Raw genomic sequence first — 18,456 nt, forward strand, 5'->3', positions numbered from 1 at the left:
GCCGCCCTCAGGGCGAGGCCGGTGCAGGCTCTTGGGGCTCGGTCAGGTGCTCGATCGCCGCCGTCCGCTTGTTGCGCAGGTGCTGGAACAGGATGTCGCTGAGCTCGCTGCCGGCTCTCCGGCGCAGCGCATCGAGGATGCCCTCGTGCTCGCGCATCGCTTCCGCCCAGCGCTGCCGCTTGCGGGCGAAATTGGCGGAGTAACGGACGCGGCGGATTCTCCCCGCGAAATTGGCGTAGGCCGTCTTCAGCGCCTCGTTGCGCGCGGCCGCGACAATGCTCTCATGGATGCGCTGGTTGGCCTGGAAATAGCCGTGCATGTCGCGGTGCAGATAGTGGCCGTACATCTCGTAATGCAACTGCTCGATCGCGGTGATTTCCGCGTCGCTAATCGCCTCGCAGGCAAGGCGCCCGGCAAGGCTCTCCAGCCCCGCCATCACGTCGAACAGCTCTTCGAGGTCGCGCTGGCTGAGCTGGCGGACCCGTGCGCCGCGGTTGGGCAAAAGCTCGATCAGGCCCTCGGCGGCAAGCACCTTCAGGGCTTCGCGCAGGGGCGTGCGGGAAATGCCGAGCATCTCGCAGAGCTGCCGCTCGGGAATGCGGGCTCCTTCCGCGATGTTGCCTTCCACCACGTAGTCGCGCAGCCGCAGCAGGATCTCGCCGTGGAGCGAGGCCTCGGGGCGGTCGCCGCCATTGCCTGCGGCCAGGGCGATCGGAACCGCGCTGTCGGGAATCGTGGATTTCATTTGCAGCACAATAGTTTGCCCATTCGATCGCGTCGATGTCCACAAACGCATACCAAAAATCGATTGAAACGGCAAAAAATGAATGCAAAATGGCTGTCGGCTTTGCCAAGACCGCAGCCAGGGAGGCCTCATGCATCAGGGACGTCATTTCCTTCAGATTCCGGGCCCGAGCCCGGTCCCTGAGCGCGTCCTGCGCGCCATGGACATGCCCGTCATCGACCACCGCAGCGCGGAGTTCGGCGAGCTCGGCCGCGCCGTGCTCGAAGGCAGCCAGCAGATCTTCCAGACCACGGGGCCGGTCGTGATCTTCCCCTCCTCGGGCACGGGGGCTTGGGAGGCTGCGATCGTCAACACGCTGTCGCCGGGTGACAAGGTGCTGATGGTCGAGACCGGCCATTTCGCCACGATGTGGCGGCAGATGGCCGGCCGCTTCGGCATCAAGGTCGATTTCGTGCCTGGCGACTGGCGGCGGGGCGCCGACCCGGCGGTGATCGAGGCCAAGCTGACCGAAGACGCGGCGCACGCGATCAAGGCCGTGATGGTCGTGCATAACGAGACCTCGACCGGCGCCACCAGTCGCATCGCCGAGATCCGCGCTGCGATCGACCGCGCGTCGCATCCCGCGCTGCTGATGGTCGACACCATCTCCTCGCTCGGCTCGGCCGACTACCGCCACGACGAGTGGAAGGTCGACGTCAGCGTCAGCTGCTCGCAGAAAGGCTTCATGCTGCCGCCCGGCCTCGGCTTCAACGCGATCTCGGAGAAGGCGCTGGCTGCGTCCAAAGCCAACCGGATGCCGCGCTCCTATTTCGACTGGGACGAGATGCTCAAGCCGAATGCAAAAGGCTTCTTTCCCTACACGCCCGCCACCAATCTGCTCTACGGCCTGCGCGAGGCGATCGCGATGCTGCTGGAAGAGGGGCTCGACAACGTGTTCGCGCGCCATCAGCGGTTGGCCGCGGCGACGCGCGCCGCCGTCAATCATTGGGGGCTCGAGATCCTATGCCAGGAGCCGGCCGAGTACTCGCCGGTGCTCACCGCGGTGCTGATGCCGCCGGGGCATGACGCCGACCAGTTCCGGAAAGTCGTGCTCGACAATTACAATATGTCGCTCGGCTCGGGCCTGTCGAAGGTGGCGGGAAAGGTCTTCCGCATCGGCCATCTCGGCGAATGCAACGCGCTGACGCTGCTCGGTGCGCTCACGGGCGTCGAAATGGGCCTCTCGGTCGCCGGCGTGCCGCACCGCGCCGGCGGCGTCGACGTTGCGATGAAGCTCCTGGAGCAGCGCCCGCAGGGCAATGCCTCGCCGCATCTGAAGATCGTCGGCACGTAAGGGGCCGTGATGGAAGGAAAGGCAGGTGAGGGCGGGCCGGTCCGCCAAGCACGGACGGACCCTTTCGAGAGGGGACAAGCCGGTCAAATGGTGCTATTCGGCGCCCACCAAACCAAGGCTCAACCGGGAAGGACGCCGATGACCGTGCATACTGGAAGGCATTTCCTACAGATTCCAGGACCGACCAACGTGCCCGACCGGGTGCTGCGGGCGATGGACATGCCGACGCTGGACCACCGCGGTCCGGAGTTCGCCGAGCTCGGTTTCGGTGTTCTCGCTGCAATGCAGCGCGTGTTCGGTACCAAGCAGCCCGTGATCATCTTCCCCTCGTCGGGCACCGGCGCCTGGGAAGCGGCGATGGTCAATGTGTTCGCGCCCGGCGACAAGGTCGTGATGTGCGAGACCGGCCAGTTCGCCGTACTGTGGCGCGGCATCGCCGAAAAGTTCAAGCTCGACGTCGACTTCATCCCGGGCGACTGGCGCCATGGCGCCGATCTCGCCGAGGTCGAGAAGCGCCTCGCCGCCGACAAGCAGCACAAGATCAAGGCGGTCTGCGTCGTCCACAACGAGACCTCGACCGGCTGCGTGACGCCGCCTGCGGAAGTGCGCAAGCTGCTCGACCGCGTCAAGCATCCGGCGCTGTTGATGGTCGACACCATCTCCGGTCTCGGCTCGATGGAATATGAGCACGATGCCTGGGGCATCGACGTCTCGGTCGCGGGCTCGCAGAAGGGCCTGATGCTGCCGCCCGGCCTCGGCTTCAACGCCGTCTCGGAGAAGGCGCTTGCCGTGGCCAAGGCCAACCCGGGCATGCGTTCCTACTGGGATTGGCAGGAGGTGATCAACTTCAACAAGCTCGGCACCTTCCCTTACACGCCCGCCACCAACCTGCTCTACGGCCTGCGTGAAGCGGTCAAGATGCTGGAAGAGGAGGGGCTGGAGAACGTCTGGACCCGCCACAAGCGCCACAGCGCTGCGACGCGCGCCGCGGTCAAGGTCTGGGGCCTGGAGACGCAATGTGCCGATCCCGCCGCGCATTCGCCCGCGCTGACCGGTGTGCGCGTGCCCGAAGGGCACGACGCCGACGCCTTCCGCAAGGTCGTGCTGGAGAACTTCGACATGTCGCTCGGCACCGGCCTGAACAAGGTCAAGGGCAAGGTGTTCCGCATCGGCCATATCGGCCATTTCAACGATCTGATGCTGATGGGCACGCTTGCCGGCGTCGAGATGGGCCTGGATCTTGCAAAGATCCCGCACCGGAGCGGCGGCGTGCTCGCGGCCATGGACGTCCTGAAGGGACGCGACGTGGTGCAGATGGCCAAGGCCCAGGTGGCTTGAGGCCCGGATAGCTTGAAGGTTCAGGTGGCCTGAACCGGCGTAACGAAGAAGAGAGCGCGCGATGAACGCACCGACGACTGCAAACGAAGACCTGCTCTATTCCGTCGAGGACGGCATCGCGCGGATCACCTTCAACCGCCCGCAGGCGCGCAACGCCATGACCTTCGCCATGTATGACCGCATGGCGGAGATTTGCCTGGAGATCAACGCCGATCGCTCGATCAAGGCGCTGATCCTGACCGGCGCCGGCGACAAGGCGTTCGCCTCCGGCACCGACATCTCGCAATTCCGTGCCTTCAAGACCGCGCAGGATGCGCTCGACTACGAGGCGCGGATCGACCGCGTGCTGGGCACGCTCGAGCAGTGCCGCGTTCCGGTGATCGCGGCCATTGCCGGCGCCTGCACCGGCGGCGGCGCCGGCATCGCCGCGTGCTGCGACCTGCGCATCGGCACCGAGACGACGCGGATGGGCTTTCCGATCGCGCGCACGCTCGGCAACTGCCTGTCGATGTCGAACATCAGCCGCATCGTCGCGCTGGTCGGCCCCGCCCGCACCAAGGACATGATCTTCAAGGCGCGCCTCGTCGAGGCACAGGAAGCGCTGGCGCTCGGCCTGCTCAACGAGGTCGTGCCCGACGTCGAGACGCTGCAACGCCGCGCCGACGAGACCGCAAAGCTCGTCGCCGGCCACGCGCCGCTCACGCTGGAAGCGACCAAGGAAGCGGTGCGCCGCATCCGCCGCACGCTGTCGCGGGAGGAGGGCGAGGACCTGATCCTGAAAGCCTATATGAGCGAAGATTTCCGCGAGGGCATGGACGCCTTCCTGAACAAGCGGGCACCCGTCTGGAAGGGCAAGTAAAGCTCATGCGCTATCGACGTCGTCCGTCGAAAGTCATATGCGCCCAATTGCCGGGCTGCTTGCACTCGTCAGCGTTAGTCCGCACAATGCAGGGATAGAATTCTTCCGCACTACAACTCAAAAAAACATCAGGGGGCGAAACTCGTGCGAATTTCAGTAAAGGCCGTCGGCGCTGCGACGGCGCTGTTGTTGAGCACGCCGGCCTTCGCCGGCTGGGAACCGACGAAGCCCGTCGAGATCGTGGTTGCGGCGGGCGCGGGTGGCGCCTCCGACCAGATGGCGCGGATGATGCAGGCCGCGATCCAGAAGAACAATCTGATGAAGCAGCCGATGGTCGTCTCGCTCAAGGGCGGCGCCTCGGGCGCGGAAGCGCTGATGTACATGAAATCCAGCGAGGGCGACCCGAACAAGGTGCTGATCGCCTATTCGCTGATCTACATGCTGCCGCTGTCGGCCAAGATCCCGTTCAACTGGCGTGAGCTGACCCCGGTCTCCGTGGTCGCACTCGATCAGTTCGTTCTCTGGGACAACAGCGCGGGTCCCAAGACGGTGAAGGAATTCGTCGCAGCCGCGAAAGCCGCGAGTTCGCCGTTCAAAATGGGCGGGACGGGCTCCAAGCGCGAGGACCACGTGCTGACCGTGTTCCTCGAGCAGAAGACCGGCGCGAAATTCTCCTATCTGCCTTACAAGTCTGGCGGCGAGGCCGCGACCCAGCTGGTCGGCAACCACACCGAAGCCAACGTCAACAATCCGAGCGAGAACCTCGAAGTCTGGCGCGCGGGCCAGGTGCGTCCGCTCTGCGTGTTCGACAAGGAACGCATCTCCTACACGACGAAGGTGACGGAGACGCAGTCCTGGTCCGACATCCCGACCTGCAAGGAGGAGGGCGTCGACGTGCAGTATCTGATGCTGCGCGCGATGTTCCTGCCCGGCAAGGTGACGCCGGAACAGCAGGCGTTCTATGTCGACCTGTTCCACAAGGTGACGCAGACCACGGAATACAAGGAGTACATGGAGAAGCAGGCGCTCAAGCCGATCTTCCTCACCGGCAAGGACATGGTGCAGTTCCTCGAGGAGGACGATACGCTGAACAAGTCGCTGATGACGGAAGCCGGTTTCGTCGCGAAGTAGCTGTTTCACCTCGCCCCGCTTGCGGGGAGAGGTCGGATTGCATCGAAGATGCAATCCGGGTGAGGGGGACTCTCCGCGAGTCCAACTCTCGCCGTCTCCGCGGAGACTCCCCCTCACCCTAACCCTCTCCCCGCAAGCGGGGAGAGGGGATTGGCCACAGCATTTGTTGCTCGCCCATGTCCCAAACCGAACTTGAAATCGTCGTCGACGATCCGACCGCGCCTGAAGACGACTCCCCCTCCGTCGTCTCTTCCGGGACGATCGAGATCGTCGTCTGTCTCCTGCTGCTCGCGCTCGCCGCCACGCTCGGCTACGACAATTGGCGTACCGGCGCGTCCTGGGATGCGACCGGGCCGGAGCCGGGCTATTTCCCGTTCTACCTCGCCATCATCCTCGGCGGCGGCAGCCTCTACGGCCTGATCGCGGCGCTCCTCGCGCGGCGCGCGGTGCGTGAGACCTTTGTCACGCGGGCGCAGGCCCGCCGCGTGATGGCGGTGTTCGTCCCGACGCTGCTGTTCTGCGCGGCGACCCAGTTCCTCGGCCTCTATGTTGCGAGCTTCCTCCTGATCGCGGGCTTCATGCGCCTCGTCGGCAAGATCGCGCTGTGGAAGTCGCTGCTCACCGCCTTCGTGTTCACGGCGATCATGTTCGTCACCTTCGACATCGCCTTCGACGTCATCATGCCGAAAGGGCCGCTCGAAGCGGCCCTCGGCCGCTAGGCGGGCCCGCACAATGGAAGCTTTCGGGCTCCTGCTCCACGGTTTTGCCGTCCTGCTGACGTGGAAGACGCTCGTGCTGATGATGGTCGGGCTGGTGCTCGGCATCTTCGTCGGCGTGCTGCCGGGGCTCGGCGGCCCCAATGGCGTCGCGATCCTGTTGCCGCTTACCTTCACGATGGACCCGACCTCGGCGATCGTGATGCTGTCCTGCATCTATTGGGGCGCGCTGTTCGGCGGCGCCATCACCTCGATCCTGTTCAACATCCCGGGCGAAGCCTGGTCGGTCGCGACCACCTTCGACGGCTATCCGATGGCGCAGCAGGGCCGGGCGGCGGAGGCGCTGACCGCGGCATTCACCTCCTCCTTCATCGGCTCGCTGGTCGCCGTGCTGCTGATCACTTTCCTCGCGCCGATGATCTCGTCCTTCGCGCTGAAGTTCGGCCCGCCCGAGTTCTTCGCGGTCTATCTCTTGACCTTTTGCTCCTTCGTCGGCCTCGGGCGCGAGGCCAAGCACAAGACGGTCATCTCGATGTCGCTGGGGCTGCTGCTCGCCGGCATCGGCATGGATACCGTGTCCGGCAATCTCCGCATGACCTTCGGCTCGCCGGAGCTGCTTCGCGGCATCAACTTCCTGGTCGCCGTCATCGGCCTGTTCGGCATCAGCGAGATCCTGCTGACGATGGAGGAGCGGCTGGCGCTGCGGGGACATGCGGCGGGCATTTCGCTGCGCGTCGTGCTCAGCGTGTGGAAGGACCTGCCGAAATACTGGGTGACGCTGCTGCGCTCCTCCTTCATCGGCTGCTGGCTCGGCATCACCCCCGGCGGCGCGATCGCGGCCTCCTTCATGGGCTACAACCTCGCCAAGCGCTTCGCCAAGGAGCCCGAAAGCTTCGGCAAGGGCCGCATCGAGGGCGTGTTCGCGCCGGAGACGGCTGCGCATGCCTCCGGCACCTCGGCCCTGCTGCCGATGCTGGCGCTCGGCATCCCCGGCTCGGGCACTGCGGCGATCCTGCTCGGCGGCCTGATGGTGTGGGGGCTCAATCCGGGGCCGCTGCTGTTCGTCGAACACAAGGACTTCGTCTGGGGCCTGATCGCTTCGATGTATCTCGGCAACGTCGTCGGCCTCGTCCTGGTGCTGACGACAGTGCCGATCTTCGCCTCGATCCTGCGCGTGCCCTTTGCCGCGGTGGCGCCGATGATCGTGGTGTCCTGCGCGATCGGCGCCTATGCGATCCAGAACGCGATGTTCGACATCTGGCTGATGCTCGGTTTCGGAATCGTCGGCTACGTCTTCAAGAAGATCGGCATTCCCCTGGCGCCGTTTACCCTCGCGCTCGTGCTCGGCAACCGCGCCGAGGATGCCTTTCGCCTGTCGATGATTGGCTCCGGTGGGACCTTGAAGGTGTTCTGGTCGAACGGTCTGGTCGGCTCGATCACGACGCTGGCGATTCTGCTGCTGTTCTGGCCGGTGATCGACGGCTTGCTCGGCCGTGTCGGCGGGCGGCAGCAGGACAAAACGGCGACGCAATGAAAGGTGAATTTGATCTGTGTCTTAGTTCTATCGTGTCGCCATAGTCCGGTCGCTGACGCTTAGTGGTCGTTTCCAAATGTTGCTGTCGCGCGACAGCCTGGGCCGGCCTTGGCGCTTATGCTGCTCGTGGATTTCTTGTTTTTCACGGGGCATTGCAATGAAGATTGTGACGGGAGTTGTGGTGGCATCGCTGGTCGCGACCAGCGCATTGGCAGCTGATCTGGCATCGAAGCCTTACGTGAAGGCTCCGGCCGTCGTCGATCCGGTCTGGAGTTGGACGGGCTTTTACGCCGGATTGAACGCCGGATACAGCTGGGGCAGGGCAGAGACGACTGTGGCGCCGATCGCACTGCCGTTTCCGGCCACACAATTCAGCGCGTTTGGCCAGAACGTCGACGGTTGGCTGGCCGGCGGTCAGCTGGGCTACAACTGGCAGGTCGATCCGAAATGGGTCGTCGGTCTCGAGGGCGACATTCAGGCGACCGGCGAGCGGTCATCGCGGACGGTGACCACGACGAGCGCACGCTACGGTTCGAATATCATCGGTCTCCCATTCGGCAGCGACTTCAACTCCATTGCGACGCTCACCGCAAATCTCTCCTACGACCTGCAGTGGTTCGCGACATTCCGCGGGCGCGTCGGTATTCTGTCGGATCCGCAGACTCTCTGGTACGCGACCGGTGGTCTCGCCGTAGGCGAGTTCAAATATTCGTCCGCGACCGCGCTTGGAATCCAGGTCTTCGGGCCGGGCCTCGGCGGCACGACTCCGCTCGGCGGTTTCAGCTTTCCAATCGGGGCGGGGGCAACCAGCACTGATACCCGAGTTGGCTGGACGGTGGGCGCGGGCGTCGAACGCAAGTTCACCCGGAATTGGTCGGCCAAGCTCGAATATCTCTACATGGATTTCGGGAGCAAGACTTACTTCGCGGGCACCGCCAACCAGGCGGACGTAAGCTTCCACGATCACGTGCTGCGCGCCGGCTTCAACTACGCGTTCACTCCAACGCCCGTCGTTGCAAAATACTGAGCTGTCCAGCGCGAACTGCCATCGATGCCCGACAACCTTGCCGGGCATTGTCGTTTCCGACCTAAAGCGCGATGAGATTTGGATGAAGCGTCATCGCGCTTTAGGTTGTTGTTCACGCATGATCTTTCCGGAAAACCGCTTCGCACTTTTCCGGATCATGCTGTAGGTCACACCACCTTGGCGTCCCTGAGTCCAGCAATCTCGTCGGCGCCGAAACCGAACTCCTTCAGCACCTCATCGGTCTGCTCGCCGAATTCCGGCGGCCGCGCCACCATCCTGCTCGGCGTACGCGACAGCGTCACGGGCTGGCCAACCAGGCGGATATGGCGGCCCTCGTCGTTCGGCACGTCCTGCGCAATGCCGAGATGCTTCACCTGCGCGTCCTCGAACACCTGGTCGATGGCATAGATGGGACCGCAGGGCACGCCGGCCTCGTTGAGCTCGCGGACCCAGGTCTCGGTCGACTTCGTCACGGTGCGCTTCTCGATCTCGGCGTTGAGCGCATCCCGGTTCTTGGAGCGGGCAGGCGCCGTCGCATAGTCGGGATGGCCAAAAAGCTCCGGCGCGCCGATCGCCTGCGCACAGCGCTCCCAGATCCGGCCGCCGGTGGTAGCGATATTGATGTAGCCGTCGGAGGTCTTGAACACGCCGGTCGGAATGCTGGTCGGGTGGTTGTTGCCGGCCTGCCTGGCGACCTCCTTCTCCATCAGCCAGCGCGCGGCCTGGAAGTCGAGCATGAAGATCTGGGCCTGGAGCAGCGAGGTCTGCACCCACTGGCCCTTGCCGGAGACCTCGCGTTCGAGCAGCGCGGTGAGGATGCCCATGGCGCAGAACAGGCCGGCGGTGAGGTCGGCGACGGGAATGCCGACCCGCATCGGGCCTCCGCCCGGCGCGCCGGTGATCGACATCAGCCCGCCCATGCCTTGCGCGATTTGATCGAAACCGGGGCGCTTATGGTAGGGGCCGTCCTGGCCGAAGCCGGAGATGCTGCCATAGACGATGCGCGGGTTGATTGCGGCGAGGCTGTCATAGTCGATGCCGAGCTTTTTCTTCACGTCGGGCCGGAAATTCTCGACCACGACGTCGGCTTTGGTGGCCAGGCGCTTGAAGACGGCGAGCCCGCGCTCATCCTTCAGGTTCAGCGTCATCGCCCGCTTGTTGCGGTGCAAATTCTGGAAGTCGGAACCCCGCCGGGGGCCGCCCGGCTGTTCGCCGCCGGCATCCTCGGTCAGCGCGTCGATCTTGACGACGTTGGCGCCCCAGTCCGCGAGCTGCCGCACGCAGGTCGGCCCGGAGCGCACGCGGGTCAGATCGAGCACGGTGAAGCGCGACAGGGCTTCCGAGGCATGCGGAAAGGGCATCTTGAGAGGCTCCGGGACGGATTGCGGGGCCTACCATAGTGCCGAAAGACCTTGCGGCAACCCTCGTCCGATGCGCATGCCGCCTGCCGAAATGCCATGCCTGACACGGCTTTGCTGCGGTGCGTGGCGGCTTTGCTGCGGTGCGTGGGGAAGGGTCAGCGCGACAGGCGCTTCAATTCCGCGCGCGCCTGCTCGGCCAAGGGATCATCGCCGTGGCGCGCAATGAAGAGCTCGAACGCTTCCCGCGTTCCCTTCCGGCGGGCGGCTTCGTATTCCTCTGCCACCGCGACGGCAGGATCGCGGGCGATTGGCATGGAGGGCGCGCGGCCTGCCTTGCCGCTCTCCTTCCTGCCGTCATCCGCTTTGGCTTTCCCGACCATGGCAGGCTGTTCTCCGTTGGACAGATGATCCGATCCCGCTAACGTTGCGAGGACACCGATCAGACCGGCTGACAATGCGCCTCGTTTCATCATATCGTCTCTGGGACATGACAGGGGCCGGAAGCCGTATCCCATCGGTGTCCGTATGACTACGGGATTTGACGCCTAACAAGGTCTTACGGAAGGGAGCGGACGCCGCAGCCCAAGTTAAACCAAACGTTCAACTCTCAGGCTAGAATCATGCGCCTCCGCCGCGAATCTGGCGAGGCATTGCTCTGGAGAGTCAATTGGCTACCGCTGTGAATGTCAGTGCCACCAACAACGCCGAGATCGACGGCCTGCTGTCCGGCTACAAATGGACCGGCGCGATCACCTACAGCTTTCCCGACGCGCCCGGCGACTATTCCAACCCCTATTACGGCGGCAGCAGCGAGCCGACCACTTCGGGCTTTGCCTCGGCGCCCACGCAGATACAGGCGGCGATCAACTACGCGGTCGGATTGATCCTCGGCTACACCAACGCCGACATCCAATACGCGGGGACGAACGGCGCCGACATCATGGTCGCGCAGTCGTCCGCGGCCAACCCGACCGCCTACGCCTACTATCCCGGCAATTATGCGCCCGGCGGCGACATCTGGTTCGGCACTCAATACAATTTCTCGCTGGCCAAGCTCGGCAACTATTACTTCACCACCGCGCTGCACGAGCTCGGCCATGCCCTGGGCCTCAAGCACAGCCAGGAGGCTGGCGGCCCCGGCAACGTCGCGGTGCCGAGCGCGCATGACAGCAGCGAATATACCGTCATGAGCTATCGCAGCTATGTCGGCGCTTCGACCACGGGCGGCTACACCAACGAAGCCTATGGATATTCGCAGACCTACATGGCCAACGATATCCTCGCGCTCCAGACGATGTACGGCGCGGACTACACGACGCAGAGCAGCCACACCGTCTACACCTGGAATTCGACCACCGGACAGCAGTTCATCAACGGCGTCGGTCAGCTCGCGCCGGGCGGCGGCGTCGGCGGCTCGGCCAACCGCATCTACGAGACCGTCTGGGACGGCGGCGGCGTCGATACCTACGACCTGTCGAACTACACGACCAACCTGAGCATCAACCTCAATCCCGGCGCTTCGTCGGTGTTCTCCGCCGTGCAGTTGGCCTATCTCGGCAACGGCCATTATGCATCGGGCAACGTCTACAACGCCTATCTCTACAACGGGGACACGCGCTCCTACATCGACAACGCCGTCGGCGGGTCCGGCAACGACGCGATCCTTGGCAACGCCATCGCCAACGCGCTGAACGGCGCCGGTGGCAACGACACCATCACGGGCGGTGCGGGCAACGACAGTATAAATGGCGGCACCGGCACGGACACTGCGGTGTATTCGGGCAGCCGGGCCAACTACCTGATTTCGTACGACGTGGCGACGCAGATATTCACAATCGTCGACCAACGTTCCGGCCTGCCCGACGGAACCGACACTGCCGTGGGTGTAGAGTACTTCCAATTCGCCGATGGTACCTTCGCAAGCTCCAGCTTGGTGACAACCACGATCGAGGCGCTTGGATCGACGCGTCTGGTTTTATCCGGCGGCAACTACCATCTCGAGAGCATCGCCACCGGGACCGGGCCCACCTTGAACTATGCGGGCTCTGCGGTGATCGCAGCGAACTGGGGCACCTGGTCGGCGATCGGCGCCGAGCAGGTGTCGGGCGGCGGCTATGACGTGGTCTGGAAGGAAGGGGCCAGCGGGCAATATTCCGTTTGGAGCACGGACAGCAACGGCAACTTCCTGACCACGCTGGGTTCGGCCCCGCAAATGCTGGGAACCGATCCATCCCTGAAGACGCTCGAGCCGACCCTGCAGCAAGACCTGAACGGTGACGGTATGATCGGCTTCCCAGTTGCCGTCACGATCGAGGCGCTTGGATCGACGCGCGTCGTTTCATCCGGCGGCAACTACCATCTCGAGAGCATCGCCACCGGTACCGGGCCGACCTTGAAATATGCAGGCTCTGCGGTGTTCACAGCGAACTGGGGCACCTGGTCGGTGATCGGCGCCGAGCAGGTGTCCGGCGGCGGCTATGACGTGGTCTGGAAGAACTCGGCGAATGCCCATTATTCCGTCTGGAGCACGGACGCGAATGGCAATTTCCTGACGACCCTTGCCGCGGCCCCGGAAGTGCTCGGGTCCGATCCGTCTCTGAAAGCGCTGGAGCCGACGCTGCAGCAAGATCTGAACGGTGACGGCATGATCGGCGTCGCTGCTGCCGTCACCACCACGATTGAGGCGCTTGGATCGACGCGTCTGGTTTTATCCGGCGGCAACTACCATCTCGAGAGCATCGCGTCGGGTACCGGGCCGATCTTGAAATACGCGGGCTCTGCGGTGATCGCAGCGAACTGGGGCACCTGGTCGGTGATTGGTGCCGAGCAGGTGTCGGGCGGCGGCTACGACGTGGTCTGGAAGGATTCGGCAGGCGGGCAATACTCCGTGTGGAGCACGGATAGCAACGGCAACTTCCTGACCACGCTGGGTTCGGCTCCCCAAATGCTGGGAACCGATCCATCGCTGATGACGCTGGAGCCGACGCTGCAGCAAGATCTGAACGGTGACGGGATGATCGGCGTCGCTGCTGCCGGCAGCACCACGATCGAGGCGTTTGGATCGACGCGCGTCGTTTCATCCGGCGGCAACTACCATCTTGAGAGCATCGCGACAGGTACCGGGCCGACCTTGAAGTATGCAGGCTCTGCGGTGATCACAGCGAACTGGGGCACCTGGTCGGTGATCGGCGCCGAGAAGGTGTCGGGCGGTGGCTACGACGTGGTCTGGAAGAACTCGGCGAATGCCCATTATTCAGTCTGGAGCACGGACGCGAACGGCAATTTCCTAACGACCCTTGCCGCGGCCCCGGAAGTGCTCGGGTCCGATCCGTCTCTGAAAGCGCTGGAGCCGACGCTGCAGCAGGATCTCAACGGCGACGGCACGGTGGGCGCTGCGCCGACATCCGGCGACGGTTTCGCGTTCGATTTCACCCACTCGTTGACCGCTCCGTCCGAGCCGCCGGACCTTATCCCGGCACCCGCCGATCCGTGGACTGCGTCGGATCAGTGGACTCGACCGGCGGACAGTCACGGCACGGCTGCAATCGACATTCTGGCCGACTTTCTCCAGGCCCGTCACGATTTCGATTTCCAGCTGACCTGAAGGCGTGGTCGTTTTCCGCGAGGCTTCTCCGGCAAACGTCTCTGTCTTGGTTCGCCGGTGTCCCATCCTGCCGGCTACATCGCAGCTATCCGCAACCACGGGAATGGCCCCGCGAGCGGGATCAGGCGATTTCGAGCGAGTGCTTGAAGTAGGCAATCGTCTCCTTCAGCCCATCCTCGAGCGCAACCTTTGGTTCCCAGTTCAGCACCGCCTTCGCCTTGGTGAGGTCGGGCTGGCGCTGGCGCGGGTCGTCCTGCGGCAGCGGCTTGAACTCCAGCCTGGAACGCGAGCCGGTGAGCTTGATGACCTTCTCGGCGAGTTCGCGGATGGTGAACTCGGAATTGTTGCCGAGATTGATCGGTCCCGTGACGTCTTCCGCACTCACCATCAACCGCGCGATGGCCTCGACGAGGTCGTCGACATAGCAGAACGAGCGGGTCTGGCCGCCGTCGCCGAATACGGTAATCGGCTCGCCCTTGAGCGCCTGGACGATGAAGGACGACACCACGCGCCCGTCATTCGGCTGCATGCGCGGGCCGTAAGTGTTGAAGATGCGCGCGACCTTGATCGGCAGGCCGTGCTGGCGCCAATAGTCGAAGAACAGCGTCTCGGCGCAGCGCTTGCCCTCGTCGTAGCAGGAGCGGATGCCGATCGGGTTGACGTTGCCCCAGTAATCCTCGGTCTGCGGATGGATCAGCGGATCGCCATAGACCTCGCTGGTGGAGGCCTGGAAGATGCGCGCCTTGAGCCGCTTGGCGAGCCCAAGCATATTGATGGCGCCGTGCACAGAGGTCTTGGTGGTCTGTACCGGATCGCGTTGGTAGTGGATCGGCGAGGCCGGGCAGGCCAGGTTGAAGATCGCGTCGACCTCGATGTAGAGCGGGAAGGTGACGTCGTGCCGGACCGCCTCGAACAGCGGATTTGCGATCAGATGGGCGATATTGCGCCGGCTGCCGGTGAAATAGTTGTCCGCGGACACCACCTCGGCTCCCGAATCGAGCAGTCGCTCGCAAAGGTGCGATCCGATGAACCCGGCTCCCCCGGTCACGAGGATGCGGCTGTTCCTGTAGTTTTCAAACGGCATGATCGGTTCCAGATTGTTCGCAAAGGGAGCGGCTGAGTGGTATCGGCAACGGCCGGACTCGCCAATAGCCAAATGCCTTGGGCCGAGGTATCTAAACACCTCTACTGTGCATGGGGTTGTTTTCGCACTTTTTAGGCTGGGCCTAGAACTCCCGTCGCTTCAACCAGGCCCGTGCCCCCCAATGGCCGAAGCACCAAGCCGATCGGACCAGGGAGAGGTGCTCGACATTGCGGTAGATCTGCCAGACCCATTTGGCCGAGCGCACCGGGCGGCTGGAGACGGAGGAGCCCCTGACGCGGTAGCGCGCCAGATCCTCGTTGAGGCCGTATGCGGTATGGCCGCGCTTGAGGATCGAGAGCCACAGGCAGAAATCGTCATACCCCTCGTTCTTCATCGCGATGGGGCCGGCGATCTCGCGGTCGACCATCGCGGTCAGCGTGGCGATCGCGGTGTTCTTCAGGAGCTGCCCATAGCTGAGCGAGGCCGGCACCTCGATCAGCCGTCCTGTCGCCGTGTTGGTCTCGTTGATGCGGCGGAAAGCGGTGTAGCTCAGCGCGGCCTGCTTCGCCTTCGCGAAGGCGAGCTGCCGCTCCAGCTTCCCGGGCAGCCACAGATCGTCGCTGTCGAGGAAGGCGAGATAGCGGCCCTGCGCCCGGTCGATCGCGGCCTGGCGCGCCAGCGCCGGCCCGCCGTTCTTTGCCTGCCGGATCAGCTTGACGCGAGGATCGCGCTCGCCGATGTCCGCGATGATCTGCGGTGTCCTGTCGGTCGAGCAGTCGTCCGCGATCAGGAGCTCCCAATCGGGAAAGCTCTGGCTCTGCACCGAGCGGATGGTTTCCTCGATCAGGCCTTCGACGTTCCAGGATGGGGTGATGATCGAGACGAGCGGCATGACGGGTCCGTTCAATTCGCGCGGGCGGTGGGCTCGGCGATCGCGGCGCACAACGAGGCCGCAAACGTGTCGAGCAGCCCTGGATCGCTGATATAGAGTTCGCCCGGATAAGACCTGCGCCAGGCCGCTTCGAAATAGGGCGCGCCCTTGGCTGGATCGAATGGCCCGGCGGAGAGCGCCTCGCGCAGCCGCGCGGGCACGTCCGCCAGCCGGTCGACCGCGTAGACCAGCGGGCAGGAGCGGTAGAACGCATCGCCCATCACCACGACCGGCTTGCCGAGCAGCAAGGCCTCGGCGCCCGACTTGCTGTTGACGGAGATGACCGCATCGGCGCGGTTGAGCACTGTGTAATTGTTAGTCTGCGGCGGCAGCAGTACGAAATTGTCGAAGCGGCGCGCCAGCTCGAACAGGCGGTCGGCCGAGATCGCGCCGATCTGGGCGGGGTGTTCCTTCACCACCAGCACATGCGAGTCCGGGATCGTCCGCAGCAGGAAGTCGACTGTTGCGACCTGGTCGAGGTAGTCGGGCGAGCGCAGCGTCAGCGCCATGTCGGCGGGAACGTGGAATGGATAGTAGACGAAGGGCGCCCCGGGGATCGGCTTGTAGAGCTTGCGCAGCCGCGTCGCATTGAGCGCCATCGCCGCGTGCACGCGGGCGTGACGCAGATTGTGTCCGAACTCCTGATGCTTTCCGAGCGCGAACTGGTCCCACAGCTTTTCGGTGAGGCGGCGGGCATTGCGCAGGTTCACGACCTTCTTGAAGGCCGCTGAATAATGATGCTGGTCCTTTTTGGGGATGACGATCGCGCGCTGCTTCAGCGTGTCGTCGAGATAGGCGCGTACCTCTGCCGACACCGTATCCGCCGGTGTCGGCATCACGTCGGGCGCAGCGAGACTGTCGGGCGTGAAGTACATGCGGCCGCGAAAGAACGAAGGCTCGATGAACCAGTTGCGAATGTTGCGGCGCCTGGCGGCGTAGAAGCTCGCGAGCACCGAGAGAAAGCCGCCCAGCTCCTGCACCAGCTCGGCGCGCTTACCTTGCCGCTCCAGCCGGTCGAGCACCGTCTCCATCGCGTTGGCATAGATCATGAAGCGCCGGCGCAGCGCTGCGGTGTCGCGGATGCCGAACGTGAACCGCTCATGGCTGAACAGCAAATTGGTCCCGTCGAGCCCGTAGGCGGCGACGCGCGCGTCGAACGCGCCGCGGTCGTCGGGGGAGGGACCGGTCCTCAGGCCGTCGCGGTACATGTTGGTGACCGGCACGCCTTCGGCTGCCGACATTTCGGCGCTGCGATCGTCGAAGGCGAGCAGCTCGACATCGTTGCCTGCCGCACGCAGCCGCTGCGCGACCGGAATCCAGAACCGGGTCTGGTATTCGGCAAGCGTGGTGATGAGAATGGTCTTTGAGGGTGTGGCCATGAGTCTATCGGGTGGGGTCGATGGCAATGCTCGCGAGCGGCAAGCCTGTCGTCGCGCAGTGTGCGCGTCTTGTGGCGAATTGCGCCGGGCTCGCGCGGTCATGAGCTGCGATACGCTGCAACAGGGTCCTGACGACGACCGGCTCGATGCGCTTGTCGCGCCGGGCCGGGTTGAACCGGCTGCGCAGCCGTTCCGTCACGGCCGATCCGAGCGCGGCGCTGGCAGCGCCCTTGACGATCTGGCCGACACTCGGCTTGTCGCGCGTGCCCTTCACGGTCGCCAGTAGCGACACGTAAGGCCGGCGCGCACCCGTGGCGCGCGTCAGGACATCAGCGACCCGTTCTGCGGCTTGCCCGTCGTTGAGATGGAAGAAGGCCTCGATATCGGCGGCATGAACGCGGGCGAAATCGAAGGTCTCGGTCTCGCGCTCGATATGGTCGATCGCGCCAAGCAGCTCCTCGAACGAGGCGACCGGTCGGCTCACGCGCGCGGGCAGCGCCGCATGGCCGGCGGTGGTCGGTGTGTTCAGATATTCGAGCTGGAGCGGAAGCTTTCCGAGCAGGACCGATTCGACGGCCGTGCCGCAGTTAAGATGAACGACCGCGGCCGCATTGCGGATGCGGTCGAGTACGCTGCCGGTGCCGTCGATCAGGACGTTGGCGTGGCGCGCCAGCGCGTTGCGATAGACCTCCTCGCTCTCGAAGGGATGCGGACGCACCAGGATGGTGCGGTCGGGCCGCGCTGCGGCAAGACGGTCGATTTCGGCGAGGTAGTTGGCGAAGACCTGCTTGAGGTCGGCGATGAAGCGATCGACATAGCCGCCGTCCCAACCGGCCCGCACCATCGCTTCGCGCTCGCCGCCCGGCTTGCCGGTGAAGCGTGAATTGACCAGCGGGAAGTTGGCGTTGACGAGCAGGTAGTCACGCGGTTCGCCATCGAGCAGCGCGCGCCAGCGCGGCGCAGCGAAGTCGAAGCGCGGGCATCCGGTGAGGTGAAGCTGCTCCGGCTTCATGGTTCCGGCCGCGAGGAAGGCCTCGTGCAGCCGACTGCCCCAGAAGAAATAGCCCGCCAGGATGTCGGCGTAGCCGCTGCCCTTGATGTGGGCCGCCATTGCCGGCGGCGAGTTGCCGCCCTTTTCCGCGAGCACGCCGCCTTCGGTATCGAGCACGTAGAGCGCGAGCCCGTCCCTCGCAAAGCTGCGCATGAGATCGAGGTTGACGGGACGCGCGTAGTTGACGACCAGCGCGTCGAGCCCGAGCCGAGGAACGTCGACGGCCTGCTCGTACATCGGCACCAGCACGACGGAGACGCCGCGCCGCGCGAGCTGATAACCGAGCATGACCGCACCCGGCAGGTCACGCTTGGGGTGATCGACCACGAGGCCTATGCGCACCGTTCACGTCTCCTCGTATCG

General features: G+C 64.5%; 15 protein-coding genes. 8 read left to right on the forward strand and 7 right to left on the reverse strand.

Annotation, left to right across the window (positions count from 1 at the left end):
* Window positions 1-7: 7 nt before the first annotated feature.
* A complete protein-coding gene (locus AC1RQP_RS30980; protein WP_492940599.1) occupies window positions 8-745 on the reverse strand; it encodes a GntR family transcriptional regulator in 738 nt (245 codons plus the stop codon).
* Between the two features lie 130 nt (window positions 746-875).
* Here AC1RQP_RS30980 and AC1RQP_RS30985 point away from each other — a divergent pair, with 130 nt between their 5' ends.
* The 7 genes from AC1RQP_RS30985 to AC1RQP_RS31015 all read left to right on the forward strand — a co-directional run bounded on the left by AC1RQP_RS30985 (window position 876) and on the right by AC1RQP_RS31015 (window position 8,683).
* The gene (locus tag AC1RQP_RS30985; protein WP_492940601.1) at window positions 876-2,078 is read left to right on the forward strand and encodes a pyridoxal-phosphate-dependent aminotransferase family protein; all 1,203 of its coding nucleotides are present in this window, start codon (window positions 876-878) and stop codon (window positions 2,076-2,078) included.
* A gap of 138 nt (window positions 2,079-2,216) precedes the next feature.
* Entirely contained in the window at window positions 2,217-3,416 is a 1,200-nt protein-coding gene (locus AC1RQP_RS30990) for a pyridoxal-phosphate-dependent aminotransferase family protein (protein WP_492940603.1), read from the forward strand.
* Between the two features lie 61 nt (window positions 3,417-3,477).
* Entirely contained in the window at window positions 3,478-4,275 is a 798-nt protein-coding gene (locus tag AC1RQP_RS30995) for an enoyl-CoA hydratase/isomerase family protein (protein ID WP_239625346.1), read from the forward strand.
* Window positions 4,276-4,419: 144 nt separating this feature from the next.
* Window positions 4,420-5,406: a Bug family tripartite tricarboxylate transporter substrate binding protein gene (locus tag AC1RQP_RS31000; protein ID WP_492940605.1), complete on the forward strand. Its 987-nt coding sequence runs from the start codon at window positions 4,420-4,422 to the stop codon at window positions 5,404-5,406.
* Between the two features lie 176 nt (window positions 5,407-5,582).
* Window positions 5,583-6,125 carry a tripartite tricarboxylate transporter TctB family protein gene (locus tag AC1RQP_RS31005; RefSeq protein ID WP_239625343.1) on the forward strand — a complete coding sequence of 181 codons (543 nt, stop codon included), beginning with the start codon at window positions 5,583-5,585 and terminating at the stop codon, window positions 6,123-6,125.
* A gap of 13 nt (window positions 6,126-6,138) precedes the next feature.
* Entirely contained in the window at window positions 6,139-7,656 is a 1,518-nt protein-coding gene (locus AC1RQP_RS31010; protein WP_492940607.1) for a tripartite tricarboxylate transporter permease, read from the forward strand.
* A gap of 76 nt (window positions 7,657-7,732) precedes the next feature.
* Complete coding sequence (locus AC1RQP_RS31015) at window positions 7,733-8,683, forward strand: outer membrane protein (RefSeq protein ID WP_492940609.1); 951 nt, start codon at window positions 7,733-7,735, stop codon at window positions 8,681-8,683.
* 167 nt (window positions 8,684-8,850) lie between these two features.
* Here the strand turns inward: AC1RQP_RS31015 and AC1RQP_RS31020 are convergent, their stop codons facing one another.
* Together AC1RQP_RS31020 and AC1RQP_RS31025 are read right to left on the reverse strand one after the other, a co-directional pair.
* On the reverse strand, window positions 8,851-10,044 hold the full coding sequence (locus tag AC1RQP_RS31020) for a CaiB/BaiF CoA transferase family protein (protein WP_492940611.1): 1,194 nt from the start codon (window positions 10,042-10,044) through the stop codon (window positions 8,851-8,853).
* Between the two features lie 155 nt (window positions 10,045-10,199).
* A complete protein-coding gene (locus tag AC1RQP_RS31025; RefSeq protein WP_492940613.1) occupies window positions 10,200-10,424 on the reverse strand; it encodes a hypothetical protein in 225 nt (74 codons plus the stop codon).
* Between the two features lie 287 nt (window positions 10,425-10,711).
* Between AC1RQP_RS31025 and AC1RQP_RS31030 the strand changes: the two genes are divergently transcribed.
* On the forward strand, window positions 10,712-13,648 hold the full coding sequence (locus AC1RQP_RS31030) for a M10 family metallopeptidase C-terminal domain-containing protein (RefSeq protein ID WP_492940615.1): 2,937 nt from the start codon (window positions 10,712-10,714) through the stop codon (window positions 13,646-13,648).
* 121 nt (window positions 13,649-13,769) lie between these two features.
* Here the strand turns inward: AC1RQP_RS31030 and AC1RQP_RS31035 are convergent, their stop codons facing one another.
* The 4 genes from AC1RQP_RS31035 to AC1RQP_RS31050 all read right to left on the reverse strand — a co-directional run bounded on the left by AC1RQP_RS31035 (window position 13,770) and on the right by AC1RQP_RS31050 (window position 18,435).
* The gene (locus AC1RQP_RS31035) at window positions 13,770-14,732 is read right to left on the reverse strand and encodes a UDP-glucuronic acid decarboxylase family protein (RefSeq protein WP_492940617.1); all 963 of its coding nucleotides are present in this window, start codon (window positions 14,730-14,732) and stop codon (window positions 13,770-13,772) included.
* Window positions 14,733-14,874: 142 nt separating this feature from the next.
* Window positions 14,875-15,624: a glycosyltransferase family 2 protein gene (locus tag AC1RQP_RS31040; protein ID WP_492940619.1), complete on the reverse strand. Its 750-nt coding sequence runs from the start codon at window positions 15,622-15,624 to the stop codon at window positions 14,875-14,877.
* 11 nt (window positions 15,625-15,635) lie between these two features.
* A complete protein-coding gene (locus tag AC1RQP_RS31045; RefSeq protein ID WP_492940621.1) occupies window positions 15,636-17,042 on the reverse strand; it encodes a capsular polysaccharide export protein, LipB/KpsS family in 1,407 nt (468 codons plus the stop codon).
* Between the two features lie 4 nt (window positions 17,043-17,046).
* On the reverse strand, window positions 17,047-18,435 hold the full coding sequence (locus AC1RQP_RS31050; protein WP_492940623.1) for a surface carbohydrate biosynthesis protein: 1,389 nt from the start codon (window positions 18,433-18,435) through the stop codon (window positions 17,047-17,049).
* Window positions 18,436-18,456 lie beyond the last annotated feature (21 nt).

Source organism: Bradyrhizobium sp. GW821-FHT13H06 (genome assembly GCF_058803975.1).